Source organism: Pseudomonas sp. GM41(2012) (assembly GCF_000282315.2).
Classification (GTDB): domain Bacteria; phylum Pseudomonadota; class Gammaproteobacteria; order Pseudomonadales; family Pseudomonadaceae; genus Aquipseudomonas.
Window position 1 is genome coordinate 962541 of sequence record NZ_AKJN02000006.1, and the last position, 17266, is coordinate 979806.

12 protein-coding genes are annotated in these 17266 nt (G+C 60.9%); 9 read left to right on the plus strand and 3 right to left on the minus strand.

Annotated features, from left to right (window positions below; translation table 11 throughout):
- Positions 1–7: 7 nt before the first annotated feature.
- The 9 genes from PMI27_RS21485 (at position 8) to PMI27_RS21445 (ending at position 13569) form a co-directional block, all read left to right on the plus strand.
- On the plus strand, positions 8–946 hold the full coding sequence (locus PMI27_RS21485; RefSeq protein ID WP_008150851.1) for a DUF58 domain-containing protein: 939 nt from the start codon (positions 8–10) through the stop codon (positions 944–946).
- Complete coding sequence (locus PMI27_RS21480) at positions 943–1533, plus strand: DUF4381 domain-containing protein (RefSeq protein ID WP_008150849.1); 591 nt, start codon at positions 943–945, stop codon at positions 1531–1533. The genes PMI27_RS21485 and PMI27_RS21480 overlap by 4 nt, the downstream gene beginning before the upstream one ends.
- Positions 1520–2512 (plus strand): vWA domain-containing protein, encoded by a 993-nt coding sequence (locus PMI27_RS21475; RefSeq protein WP_008150847.1) that lies wholly within the window; start codon positions 1520–1522, stop codon positions 2510–2512. The genes PMI27_RS21480 and PMI27_RS21475 overlap by 14 nt, the downstream gene beginning before the upstream one ends.
- 1 nt (position 2513) lies before the next feature.
- Positions 2514–4094 carry a VWA domain-containing protein gene (locus tag PMI27_RS21470; protein ID WP_008150845.1) on the plus strand — a complete coding sequence of 527 codons (1581 nt, stop codon included), beginning with the start codon at positions 2514–2516 and terminating at the stop codon, positions 4092–4094.
- Positions 4091–5521, plus strand: a complete 1431-nt coding sequence (locus PMI27_RS21465) for a BatD family protein (RefSeq protein ID WP_008150843.1) — start codon at positions 4091–4093, stop codon at positions 5519–5521. Before PMI27_RS21470 ends, PMI27_RS21465 begins: the two co-directional genes overlap by 4 nt.
- A complete protein-coding gene (locus PMI27_RS21460) occupies positions 5518–6546 on the plus strand; it encodes an HAD family hydrolase (protein WP_008150841.1) in 1029 nt (342 codons plus the stop codon). Before PMI27_RS21465 ends, PMI27_RS21460 begins: the two co-directional genes overlap by 4 nt.
- Positions 6547–6619: 73 nt before the next feature.
- The gene (locus tag PMI27_RS21455) at positions 6620–8206 is read left to right on the plus strand and encodes an arylsulfatase (RefSeq protein WP_008150840.1); all 1587 of its coding nucleotides are present in this window, start codon (positions 6620–6622) and stop codon (positions 8204–8206) included.
- 196 nt (positions 8207–8402) lie between these two features.
- On the plus strand, positions 8403–10916 hold the full coding sequence (locus PMI27_RS21450; RefSeq protein WP_008150838.1) for a fused MFS/spermidine synthase: 2514 nt from the start codon (positions 8403–8405) through the stop codon (positions 10914–10916).
- 301 nt (positions 10917–11217) lie between these two features.
- On the plus strand, positions 11218–13569 hold the full coding sequence (locus tag PMI27_RS21445; protein ID WP_008150837.1) for a tetratricopeptide repeat protein: 2352 nt from the start codon (positions 11218–11220) through the stop codon (positions 13567–13569).
- A gap of 225 nt (positions 13570–13794) precedes the next feature.
- Here the strand turns inward: PMI27_RS21445 and PMI27_RS21440 are convergent, their stop codons facing one another.
- The 3 genes from PMI27_RS21440 to PMI27_RS21430 form a co-directional block, all read right to left on the minus strand.
- Complete coding sequence (locus PMI27_RS21440; RefSeq protein ID WP_008150835.1) at positions 13795–14763, minus strand: hypothetical protein; 969 nt, start codon at positions 14761–14763, stop codon at positions 13795–13797.
- Between the two features lie 165 nt (positions 14764–14928).
- A complete protein-coding gene (locus PMI27_RS21435) occupies positions 14929–15408 on the minus strand; it encodes a DUF934 domain-containing protein (RefSeq protein WP_008150833.1) in 480 nt (159 codons plus the stop codon).
- A complete protein-coding gene (locus tag PMI27_RS21430) occupies positions 15405–17078 on the minus strand; it encodes a nitrite/sulfite reductase (RefSeq protein WP_008150831.1) in 1674 nt (557 codons plus the stop codon). Before PMI27_RS21430 ends, PMI27_RS21435 begins: the two co-directional genes overlap by 4 nt.
- Between the last annotated feature and the right edge of the window lie 188 nt (positions 17079–17266).

Below are 17266 nucleotides of genomic sequence, written 5' to 3' on the forward strand. Positions count from 1 at the left end.
GCTGAAAATGAACAATGCGGACGGTCTGGTCTATGTCTCCCTGGCGCAGTTGATGGCCCTGGAGTTCAAGGCGCGTGACCTGAGCTTCCTCGCGCGTCAGCCACTAGGCAGCATTCTTGCCGGCAACCATGCCTCGCGCCTGCGTGGCCGTGGGTTGAACTTCGATGAGCTACGCCGCTATCAGCCGGGAGACGACTTGCGTCATCTGGATTGGCGGGCGTCGCTGCGCACTGGAAAACCGGTGGTTCGCACCTTCACCGAAGAACGCGATCGCCCGGCGTTGATTCTGGTCGATCAGCGCATGTCGATGTTCTTCGGCTCCCGGCGCAGTTTCAAATCCGCCATTGCCGCCGAACTTGGCGCGCTGGCCGCGTGGATGGTGTTCCACGCGGGAGATCGGGTCGGCGGCCTGGTGTTCAACGATTTGCGCATCGACGCCATTGTCCCGTTGCGCAGCCGTAAACGTGTTGAAGCACTGTGCAGTCGCATCGCTGGGCAGAATCAGCAACTGAACGCAGCCAATCCGGACGCCGAAGGTGAGGATCAACTCGACAAGGTTTTACAGCATTGCCTGGCGGTGGCCGGTCACGATCACTTGATTTGCATCGTCAGCGACTTCGCCGGCGCCGGTGAACGCACCCTGCAGTTGATGCGCCAGTTGGCGGCTCACAACGATGTGATTGCGATGCAGGTCTACGACCCGTTGGCGCTGAACCTGCCGAAGAATGGCCGTTTACTGATCACTCAAGGCCAGTTGCAGGTGGAACTGGCCGTCGAGCAACGCAGCGTTCATCAGCCGCTGGGGGACTTTCTCAGTGGTCGGCTCAAGGACGTCGCCACGTTGCTGCGCCGCAGTCAGGTGCCGCTGATGATGTTCAGCACCGCCACCGAAGCGCAGGAACAATTGCGCGCCGAACTGGGCAAGCTCGGTAGAGGTCGGCGATGAACCCGAACATCCCGAGCATCGACCAGCTCAAGGAGATCGCCGTGCCCGCGCCGTTCAGTTATGCGCCGCAGACGTGGGGTTGGTGGGTGTTGCTCTGCCTGTTGGTGATTGCCGTTTTGCTGGTCAGCGCACGGAGGTATTGGCAGTGGCGGCGGGATCGCTATCGGCGTGAGGCGTTGGTGCGGTTGGTCGAACTGCAAAACAGCGATGATCAGTTGCAAGCCCTGCGCGAACTGCCAGAGCTGCTCAAACGCGTAGCCCTGTCCATGCCCCCTCCTGGCTGGAATACAAAACCTGTGGGAGCGAGCCTGCTCGCGAAGAGGCCCTCACATTCACCATTGATGTCGACTGACCGGACGCCATCGCGAGCAGGCTCGCTCCCACAGGTGACGGCGTTAGGCGGGAAAGATTGGCAGGCATTCCTGGAGCGGCACAGTTCCCAGCCATTACCGGCGGACTTCAGCCAGCAACTGGCGCAGTTAGCCTATGCGCCCGATGCAACGTTATCGGCCCTGCCGAGCAATCAGCGCAATCAACTGTTCGCCACCTGCAAGCACTGGGTGGAGCATCACCATGTGGCAGCTTGATTACCCCTGGCTGCTAATCCTTTTGCCGTTGCCGTGGTTCGGCTACCGCTACCTGCCCGGTTACCGCGAAGCCCGCAGCGCCGTGCGCGTGCCGTTTTTCGCGGCCATGAGCCGCGCGGTCGGCCAGGCACCCAGCCAGGCCGGCACCCGCAGCAATCGCTGGCAGTTGCTGTTGAATCTGCTGGTCTGGGCGCTATTGCTGCTGGCGGCCGCTCGCCCGGTGTTGGTTGAAAAACCGATCGAGCGCCAGCAACCGGTGCGCGACCTGATGCTGGCCATCGACATTTCCCAGTCCATGGAAACTACTGATTTCACCGACACCAACGGCCAGAAGATCAACCGCCTGGCAGCGGTCAAGGATGTGGTTCATGGCTTTATCGATAAGCGCAAAGATGATCGGCTGGGCCTGATCGTGTTCGGCAGCGGGGCTTACCCGCAGGCGCCGTTGACCCTCGATCACGCCAGTCTGTCGCTGTTGCTGGACGACACCGGCATCGGCATGGCCGGCCCCAACACGGCCATCGGCGACGCCATCGGTCTGAGCCTGAAACTGCTCGACCAGGCCCACGAACAGGAAAAAGTCCTGATCCTGCTCACGGACGGCAACGACACCAGCAGCGCCATTACCCCGGATCACGCGGCGTCCATGGCGGCCGCCAAAGGCGTGGTCATTCACACCATCGGCATCGGCGACCCTGACGCCTCGGGCGAAGCCAAGGTCAACCTTCAGGGTTTGCAGCAAATCGCCGACGCTACGGGTGGCAAGTTCTTCCGTGCTGAAGATCGCAATACGCTGGATCAGGTGTACGACACCCTCGACAAACTCACGCCGCATCAAGTGAAAACCCTCAGTCATCAGCCGAAAAAAGATCTGTTCTGGTGGCCAATGGGGGCCGCGATCGGCTTGCTCGCGCTCTATCACTTAGGCGCCCTGCTCCGTCCGCACCTGACCATCGCGCGTCAGCGGCAGGAAGCTTGAGATGGAGATCAATCTCAGTGACTTCCATTTCCTGCGTCCACTGTGGCTGTTGCTGGTGCCGTTCGGCGCCCTGTTGTCCTGGCTGTGGCGCCGCAGTCGCGACGTGCAACGGCGCTTGCGCAGCAACATCGCGGAGCACTTGTTGCCGCACTTGCTGATTACGCCAGAGGATCAACAGCGTTTTCGCCCCGTGCATCTGGCGTGCGCGTTGTTGATGCTGGGCGCCATCGCGGCTGCCGGGCCCACCTGGGAACAGGACCGTCCGGACTTTCTGGAAAACCGCGCGCCACTGATCATCGCCATCGACCTGTCGCCGTCCATGGACGCCACCGACGTACAGCCAAGTCGTCTGGAAGCGGCCAAACACAAGCTGCATGACCTGATCCAGCGTCGCGCCGGTGCGCGCAACGGGTTGATCGCCTACGCCGGCAGCGCTCATCTGGTATTGCCGCCGACCGACGATCCCGCCCTGCTCGACACCTTCATTCAAGCCCTGAGCACCGACCTGATCAGCAAACCGGGGAAAAATGTCAGCGCGGTGATCGAGCAAGCCAAACGCCTGCTGATCGCCGAGAAAACGCCGGGGACCCTGCTGCTGATCACCGACGGCGGCGACACCTCGCAACTCAGCGGTCTGGACAAGCAACTGGACGACAGCGCGCTGCAAGTGCTGATTCTGGCCGTCGGCAGCGAAGATGGCGGGATCATCCACGACGCCAACGGCCAGCCACGGACCGACAGCAATGGTCGTCCGGCACTTGGCAGTTTTGATCAGGCCGCACTTAAACAGCTTGGATCAACGTTGGATGCGCCGTTGGGCAGCCTGACGCTCAATGACGACGACCTGGACTGGATCGAGCTGCACGCCCAGCAGCACTTCCAGGCGGCCAGCGATGAACAGCGCGAACTGCACTGGAAAGACGCCGGTTACTGGCTGTGCTGGCCGTTGCTGCTGATCGCCTTCTTCAGCGTGCGCAAGGGCTGGAGCCTGAACTGGACGGTCGGGTGGTTGCTGGCACTGGGCATCGGATTTCAGCCAATACCCGCCGAAGCCAACGCATTGACCGATGCCTTTTTTACCCCTGACCAGCAAGGCCGTTGGGCCTTCGAGCACGAGCATTTCCCGCAGGCTGCCGCGCACTTCGTCGATCCCTACTGGAAAGGCATTGCCGCCTACAACGCCGCCGATTACGACCTGGCACTGGCCAGTTTTGCGCGACTCGACACCCCGCAGGCGTATTTCTATCTGGGCAATATTTACGTGCGCCGCTTCAAGTTTGATCAGGCCATCGCCGCGTATACCCAGGCGTTGAAGATGCAACCGCAATTCCCTGAAGCCACCGCCAACCTGGCCTTGGCCATCGCCTTGCAGAAAGACACCGACAGCGCCGAACAGAACGCGCCGGAGGTCAAACCCGACGACATCAAAATGGACAAAGCGCCGGGCAAGGGCCAGAGCAAACCGGTCGAGACCGAGCAAGCGGCGTCGGATGCACTGTGGTTGCAGAACCTCAGCACGTCGCCGGCGAAATTCCTGAAGCAGAAATTCAGTTTGCAGGATCAGGCGGGAGGTAAACCATGATCCGTCTGATAGACCGAGTCGCGGCCATCGCGAGCAGGCTCGCTCCCACAGGGGATTTGCAGCGCACACAAATCAAATGTGGGAGTGAGCCTGCTCGCGATGGCGCCAGGTCATTCACCACTAAATTCGGCACTTTGTTGATCCTCTCTCTGATCAGCATCAACGCCGTTGCCGCCGAACCCGAGCTACGTGTCCAGACCCACCTGCAACCCACCGACTCAATCATGGTCGGCGGCATTCTGGAACTGCAACTCGACGTCCTCACCGACAGCTGGTTCACCGACGCCCCCACCCTGCCCGACCTGAAACTGCCTGGTGCACTGGTCATGCCGCCCGACGGCCACGCTGAACACCTGAACCAGACGCTCGACGGCAAGTCGTTCAACGGCATGCGCTACCGCTACCGGATCACCCCGAATCTGGCCCAGGGTTTCGACATCCCGGCATTGACGGTGCGCGCCACGCCCGGTCAGGCCAGCGCGCCGTTGACCGCCCAAAGCCAGCCACTGCACTTCATTGCCACACAACCGCCGGGGTTCAAACCCGGCGAACCGGTGCTGGTGGCCCAAGGGCTGCGCGTCACGCAAACAGTCCTCTATTCGGCGACACCCCTGAAGGTCGGTGACAGCATTACCCGGCAACTGACATTGCAGGCCGACAACGCCCTGGCCATGTCGCTACCCGCGCCGTCACTGGCGGATGTCGCCGGCCTCAGCCGTTATCCGAAAGCCGCGCAAATCAGCAACCTCGACGACGGTCGCGGCCATTTCAACGGCGGCCAGCGCATCGACACCGTGACCTATCGGATCGACACCGAAGGCCGCCATCACCTGCCGGCAATCGAGCAGAAATGGTGGGACGCCAGCACCGGACAGACCCGCACGGCACAAGTCCCGGCCGTGACCTTCGATGCCACAGCCAACAGTGCTTATCGGCCGGTGTTTTCAATCACCGAAGACCTGAAAAAACTCACTCAGCAAGGTCGCGTGCATCTCTCCGGGCATTGGTTGGTGCTTTTAACGCTGCTGGTGGCCGTGACGCTGCTCGGCTGGTTTGCCCGTCCGTTCGTCCAACGTGCGTACCTTAAATGGCAAGCCCGACGCCGCGCCCGACGCGCCGCGTGGCTGGAGTCCGCCGACTACGCCTGGCGGCAGATTCCGGCGCAAATCGACGGCAAACCCGCACAGTTGAGCGCCCTGTACCTGTGGGCCAGACGCAGCCGCATGGGCCTGAAACTGATGAACCTTGGTCCGCGCCTGCAGGACCTGTTGCACGCCTGTTACAGCCGTCAACCCACCGAAGACCAGGCGCTCCACCACCTCAAGCAATCCTTGGCTACGCTGCATAGTCAGGCCAAACGCGACAAAGCGTCAGCCGCACCAGCACTGCGTCCACTTAATCCCGCTCACGCGAAGGATGTCCCATGACGAACCCGATATCGCTGCGCTACCGCTACGGGCTGACGCTGCTGTTAACCCTTGCGCTGAGCCTGCCGGTGCTGGCCCAGACTCGCGAGCCCCTGCCCTCGTGGAACGACGGCCCGGCGAAAAAGAACATCGTCGAGTTCGTCCAGGCCGTGACCGATCAAAGCAGCAAGGATTTCGTCAAACCCGCCGATCGAATCGCCGTGTTCGACAACGACGGCACGCTGTGGAGCGAGCAGCCGATGTACTTCGAATTGCTGTTTGCCCTGGAAGAGGTCAAGCGCACCGCACCGCAGCACCCGGAATGGAAAACCACCCAGCCCTTCAAGGCCGTGCTCGAAAATGATCAGAAGGCCCTGGGCGAGTCCGGCATGGACGGCATCCTGAAAATCTTCGGTGCCACTCACACCGGCATGACCACCGAAGCCTTCGACGACTACGCCAAAACCTGGCTGACCCAGGCGCGCCACCCGAGAACCGGCAAGCCCTACACCGAGATGATCTTCCAGCCGATGCGGGAAATGCTCGATTACCTGCGCAGCCAGAATTTCAAAACCTACATTGTCTCCGGCGGCGACACCGCGTTCATGCGCGCCTTCGCCGAGCAGGTCTACGGCATCCCGCCGGAACAAGTGATCGGCACCACGTTTGTCACCGCCTACCAGCTCAAGGACGGCCAACCGTCGATCCTGCGCACCGCCAAACTGGCCCACAACGATGACGGCCCGGGCAAACCGGAAAGCATCGACGCAGTCATCGGCCGGCGTCCGATCCTCGCGTTCGGCAACTCCGACGGCGACCTGCAAATGCTGCAGTGGACTGCCGCCGGGCCGGGCAAACGCTTCATGGGACTGGTGCATCACACCGACGCCAAACGCGAATGGGCTTATGACCGTCAATCCAAAATCGGTCGTCTGGACAAGGCTCTGGACGAAGCAAAAACCCGCGGCTGGACTATCGTGGATATGGCCGCCGAATGGCGCCGGATCTATCCCTTCGAGGCCGCCACCCCCGAGCACGTGCAATAAAAAAGCGTTACGCAGGACTGCAAAAAACGTTTGTCGCGCATGAGCGACGCAAGTAAAAAAAGGAGCAAGTCAGATGACTCGCATACACAAGTGGCTACCGAAATTCGCCTTGGTGGCAGCCTCGGTGATGGCGATTTCGGCAACAGCCGCAGCCGCTGAAAAACCCAACATTCTGGTGATCTTCGGCGATGACATCGGCCAGACCAACATCAGTGCCTATTCCATGGGCGTGGTCGGGTACAAGACGCCGAACATCGACCGGATTGCTAAAGAAGGCATGATCTTCACCGACTATTACGCGGAGAACAGCTGCACTGCGGGGCGTTCGTCGTTCATCACCGGGCAGACACCATTGCGCACCGGTCTGTCGAAAGTCGGTATACCGGGTGCCCCGGTGGGCCTGCAAAAACGCGACATCACCATCGCCCAGGCACTCAAGTCCCAGGGCTATGCCACCGGCCAGTTCGGCAAGAACCACTTGGGCGACCGGGATGAGTACCTGCCGACCAATCACGGTTTCGACGAGTTTTTCGGCAACCTGTACCACCTCAACGCCGAAGAAGAACCCGAGCGTCCGTACTGGCCCAAGGATGACCCTGAGTTCGTCAAGGCCAACTCCCCGCGTGGTGTGATTCACAGTTTCGCCGACGGCAAGATCGAAGACACCGGCGCCTTGACCGCCAAGCGCATGGAAACCATCGACGACGAAACCACTGCTGCGGCGCAAGCGTTTATCGAGAAACAGGCCAAGGCGGACAAGCCGTTCTTCGTCTGGATGAACACCACCCGTATGCACTTGTTCACTCACGTGCGCGATTCGATGAAGGGCCAGAGCGGCATGCCCGGCAACGAGTATGCGGACGGCATGCTCGAGCATGACGGTGACGTCGGCAAACTGCTGAAAACCCTCGACGACCTGAAAATCGCCGACAACACCATCGTCGTCTACTCCACCGACAACGGCCCGAACCAGTTCTCCTGGCCGGACGCGGCGACCACGCCGTTCCGTAACGAGAAGAACTCCAACTGGGAAGGTGCCTATCGGGTACCGGCGATTGTTCGCTGGCCGGGCAAGATCAAGGCTGGGGAAGTGTCCAACGAAATGTTCTCGGGCATGGACTGGTTCCCGACCCTGCTGGCTGCTGCTGGCGATGCCGGGGTGAAAGACAAACTCCTGAAAGGTTGGGCCCCGACTTCCGGCGGCACCAGTTTCAAAGTGCACCTGGACGGTTACAACCAACTGCCCTACCTGACGGGCCAACAACCTAAAGGCGAACGCAAGGAGTTCTACTACTTCAACGACGACGGTGTGCTGGTGTCCATGCGTTTCGATAACTGGAAAGCCGTGTTCTGCGAACAACGCGCACCGGGCGGTTTCAAGGTCTGGAGCGAACCGTTCGTATGCTTGCGGGTACCGAAAATCCTCAATCTGCGGATGGATCCGTATGAGCGCGCCGACATCGTTTCCGATCAGTATTACGACTGGCAAACCAAGAACGTCTACCTGGCTGCTGTAGCCGTCGGCAAGTCGGCGCAGTTCCTGCAAACGTTCATCGAGTATCCGCCAAGCCAGAAACCGGCCAGCTTCAGCATTGACCAGATCCGCGCGGCCGTGGATGCAAAAATCGCGGAAAAAATGAAGAACCAGCCTGCACAGTAAGACCGCTGGACCGCCGCTCGCCTTCACCAGCGAACGGCCTTGTTTTTGGCTTGAGACCGCGTCGTCCCCCTTCGCGAGCAAGCCCGCTCCCACAGGGGATCTGCAGTGCGGCACAAATCCCCTGTGGGAGCGGGCTTGCTCGCGAAAGGGCCGCCACGGTCGCCGTATTTTTTGAATTGGAACAAGGCAAACCGCAATGTCCTCACGTGTCGCCAGCAAGTCGTCGGCCCTACCCGCCACTCGGATCAAATCTCCGGCGTTGCTGATTCCAGCCCTGTTGCTGTTCGTCTCCGGTGCCGCGGCGCTGGTGTATCAGGTGCTGTGGATCAAGCAGCTGTCGCTGGTGGTCGGCGTCGAGGTGTACGCCATTACCACCGGGATCAGCGCCTTTTTTGCCGGATTGGCGTTAGGCGGTTTGTTGTTCGGCCGGTGGGCCGATCACTTGCAAAAACTGGTTCTGCTCTATGCAGGGCTGGAAGTGCTGGTGGCCGTACTCGGCGTCGGGGCGACCTTCGCCATGAGCCTCGCGGCCAGCCCGTTTGCCTGGCTGGAGCAACAAGTCGGCCTGCTGGCCTGGGTGTTGCCGTTTGCACTGGTGGGCATTCCTGCGCTGCTGATGGGCGGCACCCTGCCGGTGCTGATTCGTTCGTTGGCAGCAAACCCGCAACAGCTGGGCAAGGCCGGCGGTCAGCTCTATGCGGCGAACACCGCCGGGGCCATCGCCGGCACCCTGCTCGCCGCGTTTGTGTTGATTGCAACCCTCGGTGTACGCGGCAGTGCCTTGGCGGCGGCGATGCTGAACCTGCTGGCCGCCGTCGGTGCCTTGTGGTTTCAACGCCACCGCTCGCTGCCGAACGAGGCACCGGTCAAGCACCACGCCGACAAAGCGCCCGATCGCGTTGCCTTGTGGCTGTACTCAATCGCCGGTGGCGTGGCCCTCGGTTACGAAGTGGTCTGGTCGCAATCCATCGTGCAGTTCATGAGCACTCGTACCTACGCCTTTGCAGTGGTGCTGGCGACGTACCTCACCGGGCTGTTTCTCGGCAGCATGCTGCTGGCCCGTCGGGTTGACCGCATTCGTGATCCCTGGGGTGTGTTCGGCTTGTTGATCGCCGGTGCCGGGCTCGTCGCGTTGCTGGAAATCGCCCTGCTCGGACGCTGGTTGGTGGTCGCCCAAAGCGTGGCTGAAACCTGGGTGTTGTCGTTGGGTGCGAGTGACCTGCTGGGCATGACCGCGCGGTTTGCGGTGGCGGCAGTGAGCATTGTGTTTGTACCGACCTTGCTGCTCGGCGCCGCATTTCCGCTGGCCCTGCGTTTGAGCGTCGGCCGCGAGCGGGTCGGTCATGCGGTCGGCGCGGTGGTGGCGTTCAATACGCTGGGCGGGATTGTCGGGGTGATGCTTTGCGGGTTTGTGCTGATCCCGTTGCTGGGGCTGGTCCGAACCCTGGGCCTGCTGGCGATTGCCGCCGCCGGGATTGGGTACTTCGCGGTGCGCAAGGGTCATGGGGTCAAGAAAGGCCGGCGCCAGGCGGTGGTTGCTATCGGTTTGTTGTCAATTGCGGTGGCCGTTTTTACCCCCGTGAACAAACTCGCCAGCCTGCTTCCCGGCGCTCGCAACGCGACGTTGGCGTTCTACGAAGAAGGACGCGGTGGAACCGTCGCCGTGGTCACTCAGGGCAAAGGACAAAAAGCATTCCAGCGTTTGTACATCCAGGGCGTTTCCAACACTGGCGACGCCATGCCGTCACTGCGCTACATGCGTATCCAGGCGCTGCTGCCGCTGCTGATCCATAATGGCGAACCGCGCTCGGCGCTGGTGATCGGTTTTGGCACCGGCATCACCGCGGGCGCCCTGACGCGCTATCCAGGGCTGGAGCATCGCGTCGTGGCCGAGCTGCTGCCGTCAGTGGTCAAAGCCGCGCCGTTGTTCAAAGGCAACTTCAATGCGGCCACTGACCCCAGCGTTGACGTACGCCTGCAGGATGGCCGGCAGGAACTGCTGCGCAACCCGCAGCGCTACGACTTGATCACCCTCGAACCACCACCGCCCTCCGCTGCTGGCGTGGTGAATCTGTATTCCCGGGACTTCTATCAGTTGGCCGCCAGTCGCCTGGAGAAACAAGGCCTGGTCGCTCAGTGGTTGCCGCTGCCCACCCAGAACATCGACGACTCGCGCTCACTGGTGCGCAGCTTTCTCGACGTCTTCCCCTACGCCACCCTGTGGACCAGCGAGTTCCACGAAATGCTGCTGGTGGGCTCGATGGAACCGATCGAACTGGACGCAGCGAAAATCAGCCAACGCTTCCAACAGGACACCGTGCGCAGCACCTTACAGGACGTGGGCATTGGCTCGGCTGCAGCGTTGCTCTCGACCTGGGTCACCGATCATGCAGGCCTGGAGCGTTTCGCCGCCGACGCCCAACCGGTGACCGACGATCAGCCGCGTATCGAATATGCACCATGGGTGCGTGCCAAGGAGATCAGCCGCGTACTGCCGGCCCTGCTGGACCTGCGTATAGCGCCACCGCTGGTGAATGCCGATGCGGGTTTCAACGAGCGGTTGAACGCACACCAGCAACGCCTGATGCAGTTCTATCGGGCGAGTCTGCATGCGTATGACGGTGACCGAGACGCGTGGGCCAGGGATATTCGCGAGGTGATGCGCGGGGATGGGGGGAATCCGTATTTCCGGTGGTTTGTCGGGGAGTGATGCGGCGCCTGACAGACCGCCTTCGCGAGCAGGCTCGCTCCCACACTGGATCTGCCTTGATCACACATTCTGTACACAGCAGAGATCAAATGTGGGAGCGAGCTTGTCTCCGGGCGGCGTTCCGACGAAGAGGCCCTCAGCCCCAACGCATCACTTGGACTTGAGCTTCATCGGTCTTCATGACCTGGACACTGCACAGCAGATCACAACCGTCATTTGACAGTCGCCGGCCATCCGGCAAAGCTGCATCGAGCTTGAACGCGCGCCTGACGGCAAACGCACCCGGACTATGGAAGTCGCAATGCCGAAACATAAAAATAAAGCGGTACAGCCAACCCCTGATTCGCCACCGACCTTGATTGGCCGTTACCTGTTTCCCGTCACCCTCGGCGTTTTGCTATTGGCCATCGCGGGCATCGGCTGGTTTCTGTTCAGCAGCAAACCTGCTCCCGTGACTTATGCGCCTGTCAGCACTCCGGTTGCCCAGCCGGTCAATCCGCAACCGGTCGCCGTGGCGCCGGCAACGATGGTCGATGAGCAACAATGCCAAGGCTGCCACAGCGAGCAGGTCAAGGACTGGCAAGGCTCCCATCACCAATTGGCGATGCAGGAAGCCAATGCCGAAACGATGCTGGGCGACTTCAATAACGCCACCTTCAAAGCGGAAAACGAAACCACCCGTTTCTCGCACAAGGACGGCGGGTTCTGGGTCAACACCCCCGGGATTGATGGCAAGAATGCCGACTTCAAGGTCGCCTACACCTTCGGCATCGCGCCACTGCAGCAATACATGATCGAGGTCGGCGAAGGTCGGTTGCAAGCCCTCGGCGTGGCTTGGGATACCGAGAAGCAGCGCTGGTTTCACCTCTATCCGGGCCAGGGCGTGAACTTCAAGGACCCGTTGCACTGGAGCAAGCCGAGCCAGAACGCCAACTTCATGTGCGTCGAGTGCCACACCACCGGTTACAAGCGCAATTTCGATGCCGCGAAAAATACCTTCGACAGTCACTGGAACAGCCTCGGTGTCGGCTGTCAGGCTTGCCACGGCCCAGCCTCCAATCACCTGGAATGGACATCAAAAAAAGCTGACCTGGTCCATGCCGGTTTTGCCGTCGACCTGAAGGACAAGAACGCCACCGTCGAAATCGAAACCTGCGCCCGCTGCCACTCGCGCCGCGCGCCATTGGGCGACGGCTTCACCGCTGGCAAACGCTTGATGGATGACTACCTGCCGAGCCCCCTGACCCGCGAGTTGTACGCGCTGGACGGCAAGATCAAGGACGAAGTGTTCGAGCACGGCTCCTTCGCCCAGAGCAAAATGTTCGACAAGGGCGTGCGCTGCAGCAACTGCCACAACCCGCACAGCACCGAGCTCAAGGCACCGGGCAACGGTGTCTGCCTGCAATGCCACAACAGCGCCGGCAAGACTTCGGTGGACGGCGTCGACGGCAAAGGCTTGCAAGCGAAGAACTACGATTCCATCGAGCACACCCGCCACACCATGGGCCAGCCGGGTTCGCAATGCGTGGATTGCCACATGCCCGGCAAGTTCTACATGGGCAATGACTTCAGGCATGACCACAGTTTCAGCATTCCCAACCCTGAGCGGGCGAAAAAGCTCGGCACGCCGGACGCTTGCCTGACCTGTCACCAGGGCAAGGCTGGCGACAAGGTCACCGAGCAATTCAAGCTCTGGAACACCGCCACCGCGCAGGCACCGCGTTACGACGAAAGCCTGTGGCTGATTCGCAACGGTCAGCCCGGCGCGGCACAAGCCTTGTACGAGCAGCTGCAGCGCAGCCATTTGCCAGCGATTCAGCGCACAACCCTGCTGGCCGAGTTGCCGCTGTATCCCAGCGAACAGGCGTTGAAACTGGCCACCCAGGACTTGAACCACCCGGCCCCGCAAGTGCGTGAAAGCGCCGTCCGGGCGATCAGCGCCTTCCTGCCGCCACCGGAGCGCGCGCCGCTGCTGACGCCATTGCTGGCCGACCCGGTGAAAGCTGTGCGGATAGCCGCAGCCCGGGACCTGCTGAGCGTGGCCCGTAATGGCTTGGGCAGCGCCCAGGACAACTGGAATGCAGCCATCGCCGAATACGAGGTGGTCCAGAAGAACCTGGCCGAACGCGCCGAAGCCAACCTCAACCTGGCCATGCTCTTTCAAGCCAGCGGTCGTAGCGGCGAAGTCGAAGCGCTGCTGCGCACCGCCCTCAAGCGCGATCCGGATTTCTACCCGGCGCTGGTGACGCTGGTGCAATGGCTGGAGGCGAACGGACGCAATCAGGAAGCTCAGACGCTGCTGGCGCAGAGCCTGAAAGAACACCCGGAGGCCGCCCTGCTGCAACACACTCAAGGCCTGTCGCTGGTGCGCGCGGGCAAATCCGCCCAGGCCATGCCGGCCCTGCGCAAGGCCGCGCAACTGGAACCTCAGAACGCTCAGTACGGTTACGTGTTGGCGGTGGCGTTGCACGACAGCGGCAAGGTCGATGAGGCCTGCCAAGAGCTGGAGCGGCTGCTGAAAGTGCAACCGGCCAATCGCAATGCCCGGTTGTCGTTGATCCAGTACTACCTGGAAAACGGGCAGGAACCGAAGGCACAGGTGCTGTTGCAGGGCTGGAAGAAAATGAACATGGGGGATCCGGCGTTAAAGTGACCCGGAGTACATTCTTGAAATCCACCCCTCACCCTAACCCTCCCGAAACGTCGGACCGCCCCAAGGGGTAGAGGGGACTGACCGAGGTGTTTTTTCGAGCTACATCGACCTGAAATTCCGAGTCGATCTCAGGTTTTGAAAAGCTTGAAGATCGGCTCCCTTTCCCCTCGCCCCCGTGGGGAGAGGGTTGGGGTGAGGGGTGGATCTAAATGACACCCCACATCTTCACCATGACGACCCGCTCTTCAACGCCAACTCCCGCCGACTATTCGCCCGCATCGCCTTGATCAACGACACCGTGCCCACCAGCAAAATCGCCGCGCCAAACAGGAAGTCAATGTTGTACAGCTGAAAGTCCTGCAACGGCCCCACCAGAAACACCCGGATCGCCCCGATACTCACCAGCGTGGCGAGAAAATCGATGCCGGGCTCGTCGCGATAAAACACGTGCATCAGCGGCAGGCAAATGACCAGCAGCAACAGCAATACAATCACCTTGAACGAGCCCTTGCGCTCGACGCTGAACGCGCATTCGTTGGCGGCGTAAGGCTTGTAATCCTCGTCGCGCACCAGCGAGTTTTTCTCATTGATGTACTCGACCCGGTTGTACTTCTGAATGGGCGTAAAGGTGTTCGACATCTCCATCACCGTGGTGATGTGGCGAAAGCGCAAGTCGATGCGCTCATTGCCCTTGAGGTAATACAGCACCGGTTTGTAGCCGTAGCGGTAGGTGTCGAAGGGAAACTCGGTGGCGCGCCCCTGCACGCCAATCGGGCGTGGCTCGAGCTCCGCGTAGGCGCTTTTGTTGTCTGAAGCGAGGTTACGGCTCAGGGGTTTGATCCTGACCTGTTCGAGGAAAATCGGCGTGGCGCCGTAGGACCATTGCAGCGGTTCCAGGCGCAGGCGCAGCTCGTTACGGCCCAGGTCATAGCGGTTGAAGGTGCGCTCGGAAACAATCACCGCGCCGCTGAGCGTGAACTCGCCACGCAGGTTGTTGGTGACGCGCAGCGTCAGTTGATCCTTGCCCAGCGACAGCGCATCGGCGGCCGGTGGCGTGCCGCACCAGGCGTAACTGTCGAACGCACCACCCAACTGCCCGCCGCGGTTTTCCTGAAACACATAAAAGTAACCGCCCCACAGGGTCAACATCAGCATTAACGCGGTTAACCCTAAAATCTTCTTGCCCACACTCAAACCAGACTCCTTTCAGTACGACTTCCTTATGAGGTGCGGACTCTACCAAAGTGACATCACAGCCCAAAGCAAAAAGATCGCAGCCTGCGGCAGCTCCTACATCAACTGCGTACACGCAATCCCGTGTAGGAGCTGCCGCAGGCTGCGATCTTTTGACCCGTTTTTTTACCTCCGCCTGAACAACGGTCGCGGCTCAATCACCGAACGCCCATACAACACGCTCATCCCCGCCAGCCCCTTGAGCGCATCTTCAGCCGATTTGTCCTCACGCACCGCGAAGCTGTCGAACCCGCATTGACGCATGTGGCTGAGTTGATCGCGCAGTACATCGCCAACCGCGCGTAACTCGCCGGTCCAGCCCAATCGAGTGCGCAGCAAGTACGCCTGGCTGTAACCGCGACCATCACGGAAACTCGGGAAATCCAGGGCAATCAGCGGCAGATGTGAAAACCACGGTTTGAGGCTTTCCACTTCATCGTCCGGCCCCAACCACACGCCCTTTTGCGGTGGACCTTCAAGCCAGCGGGCCAACGGCAGAATCACTGGACCCGCCGGCCATTCATCGTTGACATCCCTGACCAGGGTCCATGGATCATCAGCGACAATCCGCGCTACACCCTCCTCCAGTCGCAGTAAATTGTTCATGCCGACACCTCCAGCAGCTTCGGATAGACCTGCTCTTTGAACGGTTCCAGACCGATGCGCTGCAAGGTGTCGACGAACACTTCCTCGCTCTCGCGGTAATTGACGAACGTGGCGATGATCTGCTCGATCACCCCGGGCACTTCGGCGGCGCTGAAGGACGGGCCGATGACTTTGCCCAATGCGCTGTTCTTGCCCTGAGCACCACCGAGGGTGATCTGGTACCACTCGCTGCCGTTCTTATCGACCCCCAGAATGCCGATGTTGCCGATGTGGTGATGGCCACAGGCGTTCATGCAGCCGGAGATGTTCAGGCTGATGTCGCCCAGATCATGCAGATAGTCGAGGTCTTCGAAGCGTGCCTGAATGGCTTGCGCGATGGGGATCGACTTGGCATTGGCCAGCGCGCAGAAGTCACCGCCGGGGCAGGCGATGATGTCGGTCAGCAAGCCGATATTGGCGCAACCCAGCCCCTGTTCGCAGGCCAGGCACCAGAGCGAGTAGAGATCAGCCTTGGGCACGTCGGGCAACACAATGTTCTGTTCATGGGCGATGCGAATTTCGCCAAAACCGAACTGCTCGGACCAGCGGGCAACCGCCTCCATTTGCTCGGCCGTGACATCACCCGGCGGCGAGGCAATGCCTGGTTTGGTCGACAGCACCACGCTGGCGTAGCCCGGCACTTTGTGCGGCTGAACGTTGCGCGACACCCAACGGGCGAAGGCCGGGGTTTCGGACAGGCGTGTGCCGAAGTCGAGGTCGGTGTCCGCCAGAGCGCGGTAGTCCGGCGGCACAAAGGCACTGGCCACGCGCTCATACTCGACGTCGGTCAACTGCGCCGGGCCATCCTTGAGGTACTGCCACTCTTCCTCCACTTCCCGGGCAAAGGCCTCGATGCCCAGCGCCTTGACCAGAATCTTGATCCGCGCCTTGTACTTGTTGTCGCGCCGACCGTGGCGGTTATAGACGCGCAGCACAGCTTCGACGTAAGACAACAGGTGTTGCCACGGCAACCCTTCGCGGATCTGTAAACCAAGGATCGGCGTGCGCCCCAACCCACCGCCAACGATGACCCGCAGCAACATCTGTCCGTCGGGTCCCGGGTAAAGATAGAGGCCGATGTCATGCATCATGATCGCCGCCCGGTCCTGCTCCGCCGAGCAGATGGCGATCTTGAACTTGCGCGGCAGGAACAGGAATTCCGGGTTGATGGTTGACCACTGCCGGAGGATTTCCGCCAGCGGTCGCGGGTCGATCATTTCATCCGCAGCCACCCCGGCAAAGGCTTCGGTGGTGATGTTGCGCACGCAGTTGCCGGAGGTCTGGATCGCGTGCATTTCCACTTGCGCCAGGCGTTCGAGGATGTCCGGCACCTGGGCCAGTTCGATCCAGTTGAACTGCATGTTCTGCCGCGTGGTGAAGTGGCCGTAGCCACGGTCGTAATCCCGGGCGATGCTCGCCAGCGTGCGCATTTGCGGCGCGCTTAACGTGCCGTAAGGAATCGCCACGCGCAGCATGTAGGCGTGTTTTTGCATGTACAGACCGTTTTGCAAACGCAGCGGCAGGAATTCTTCTTCGCTTAGCTCATCCGCCATGAAGCGTTCGACCTGATCGCGAAACTGCGCGACCCGCTCAAAGACCAGGGCCCGGTCATAGTCATCGTACTGATACATGTGGCTACCTCATCAGGATTGATCGGGCTCTGCGGCTCGTTCACGAGGTAACGACTATGGACCTGCGGCGCAGCACGTTACAGATTCAGCTAAACACTAAAAAACCGTATCAGACTGCGGCTGATCACCGCAGGCATGCTCTTTATCTGATCCGCATAAACTCGGTTTTTCTGAGTCTGTTTTGTTTC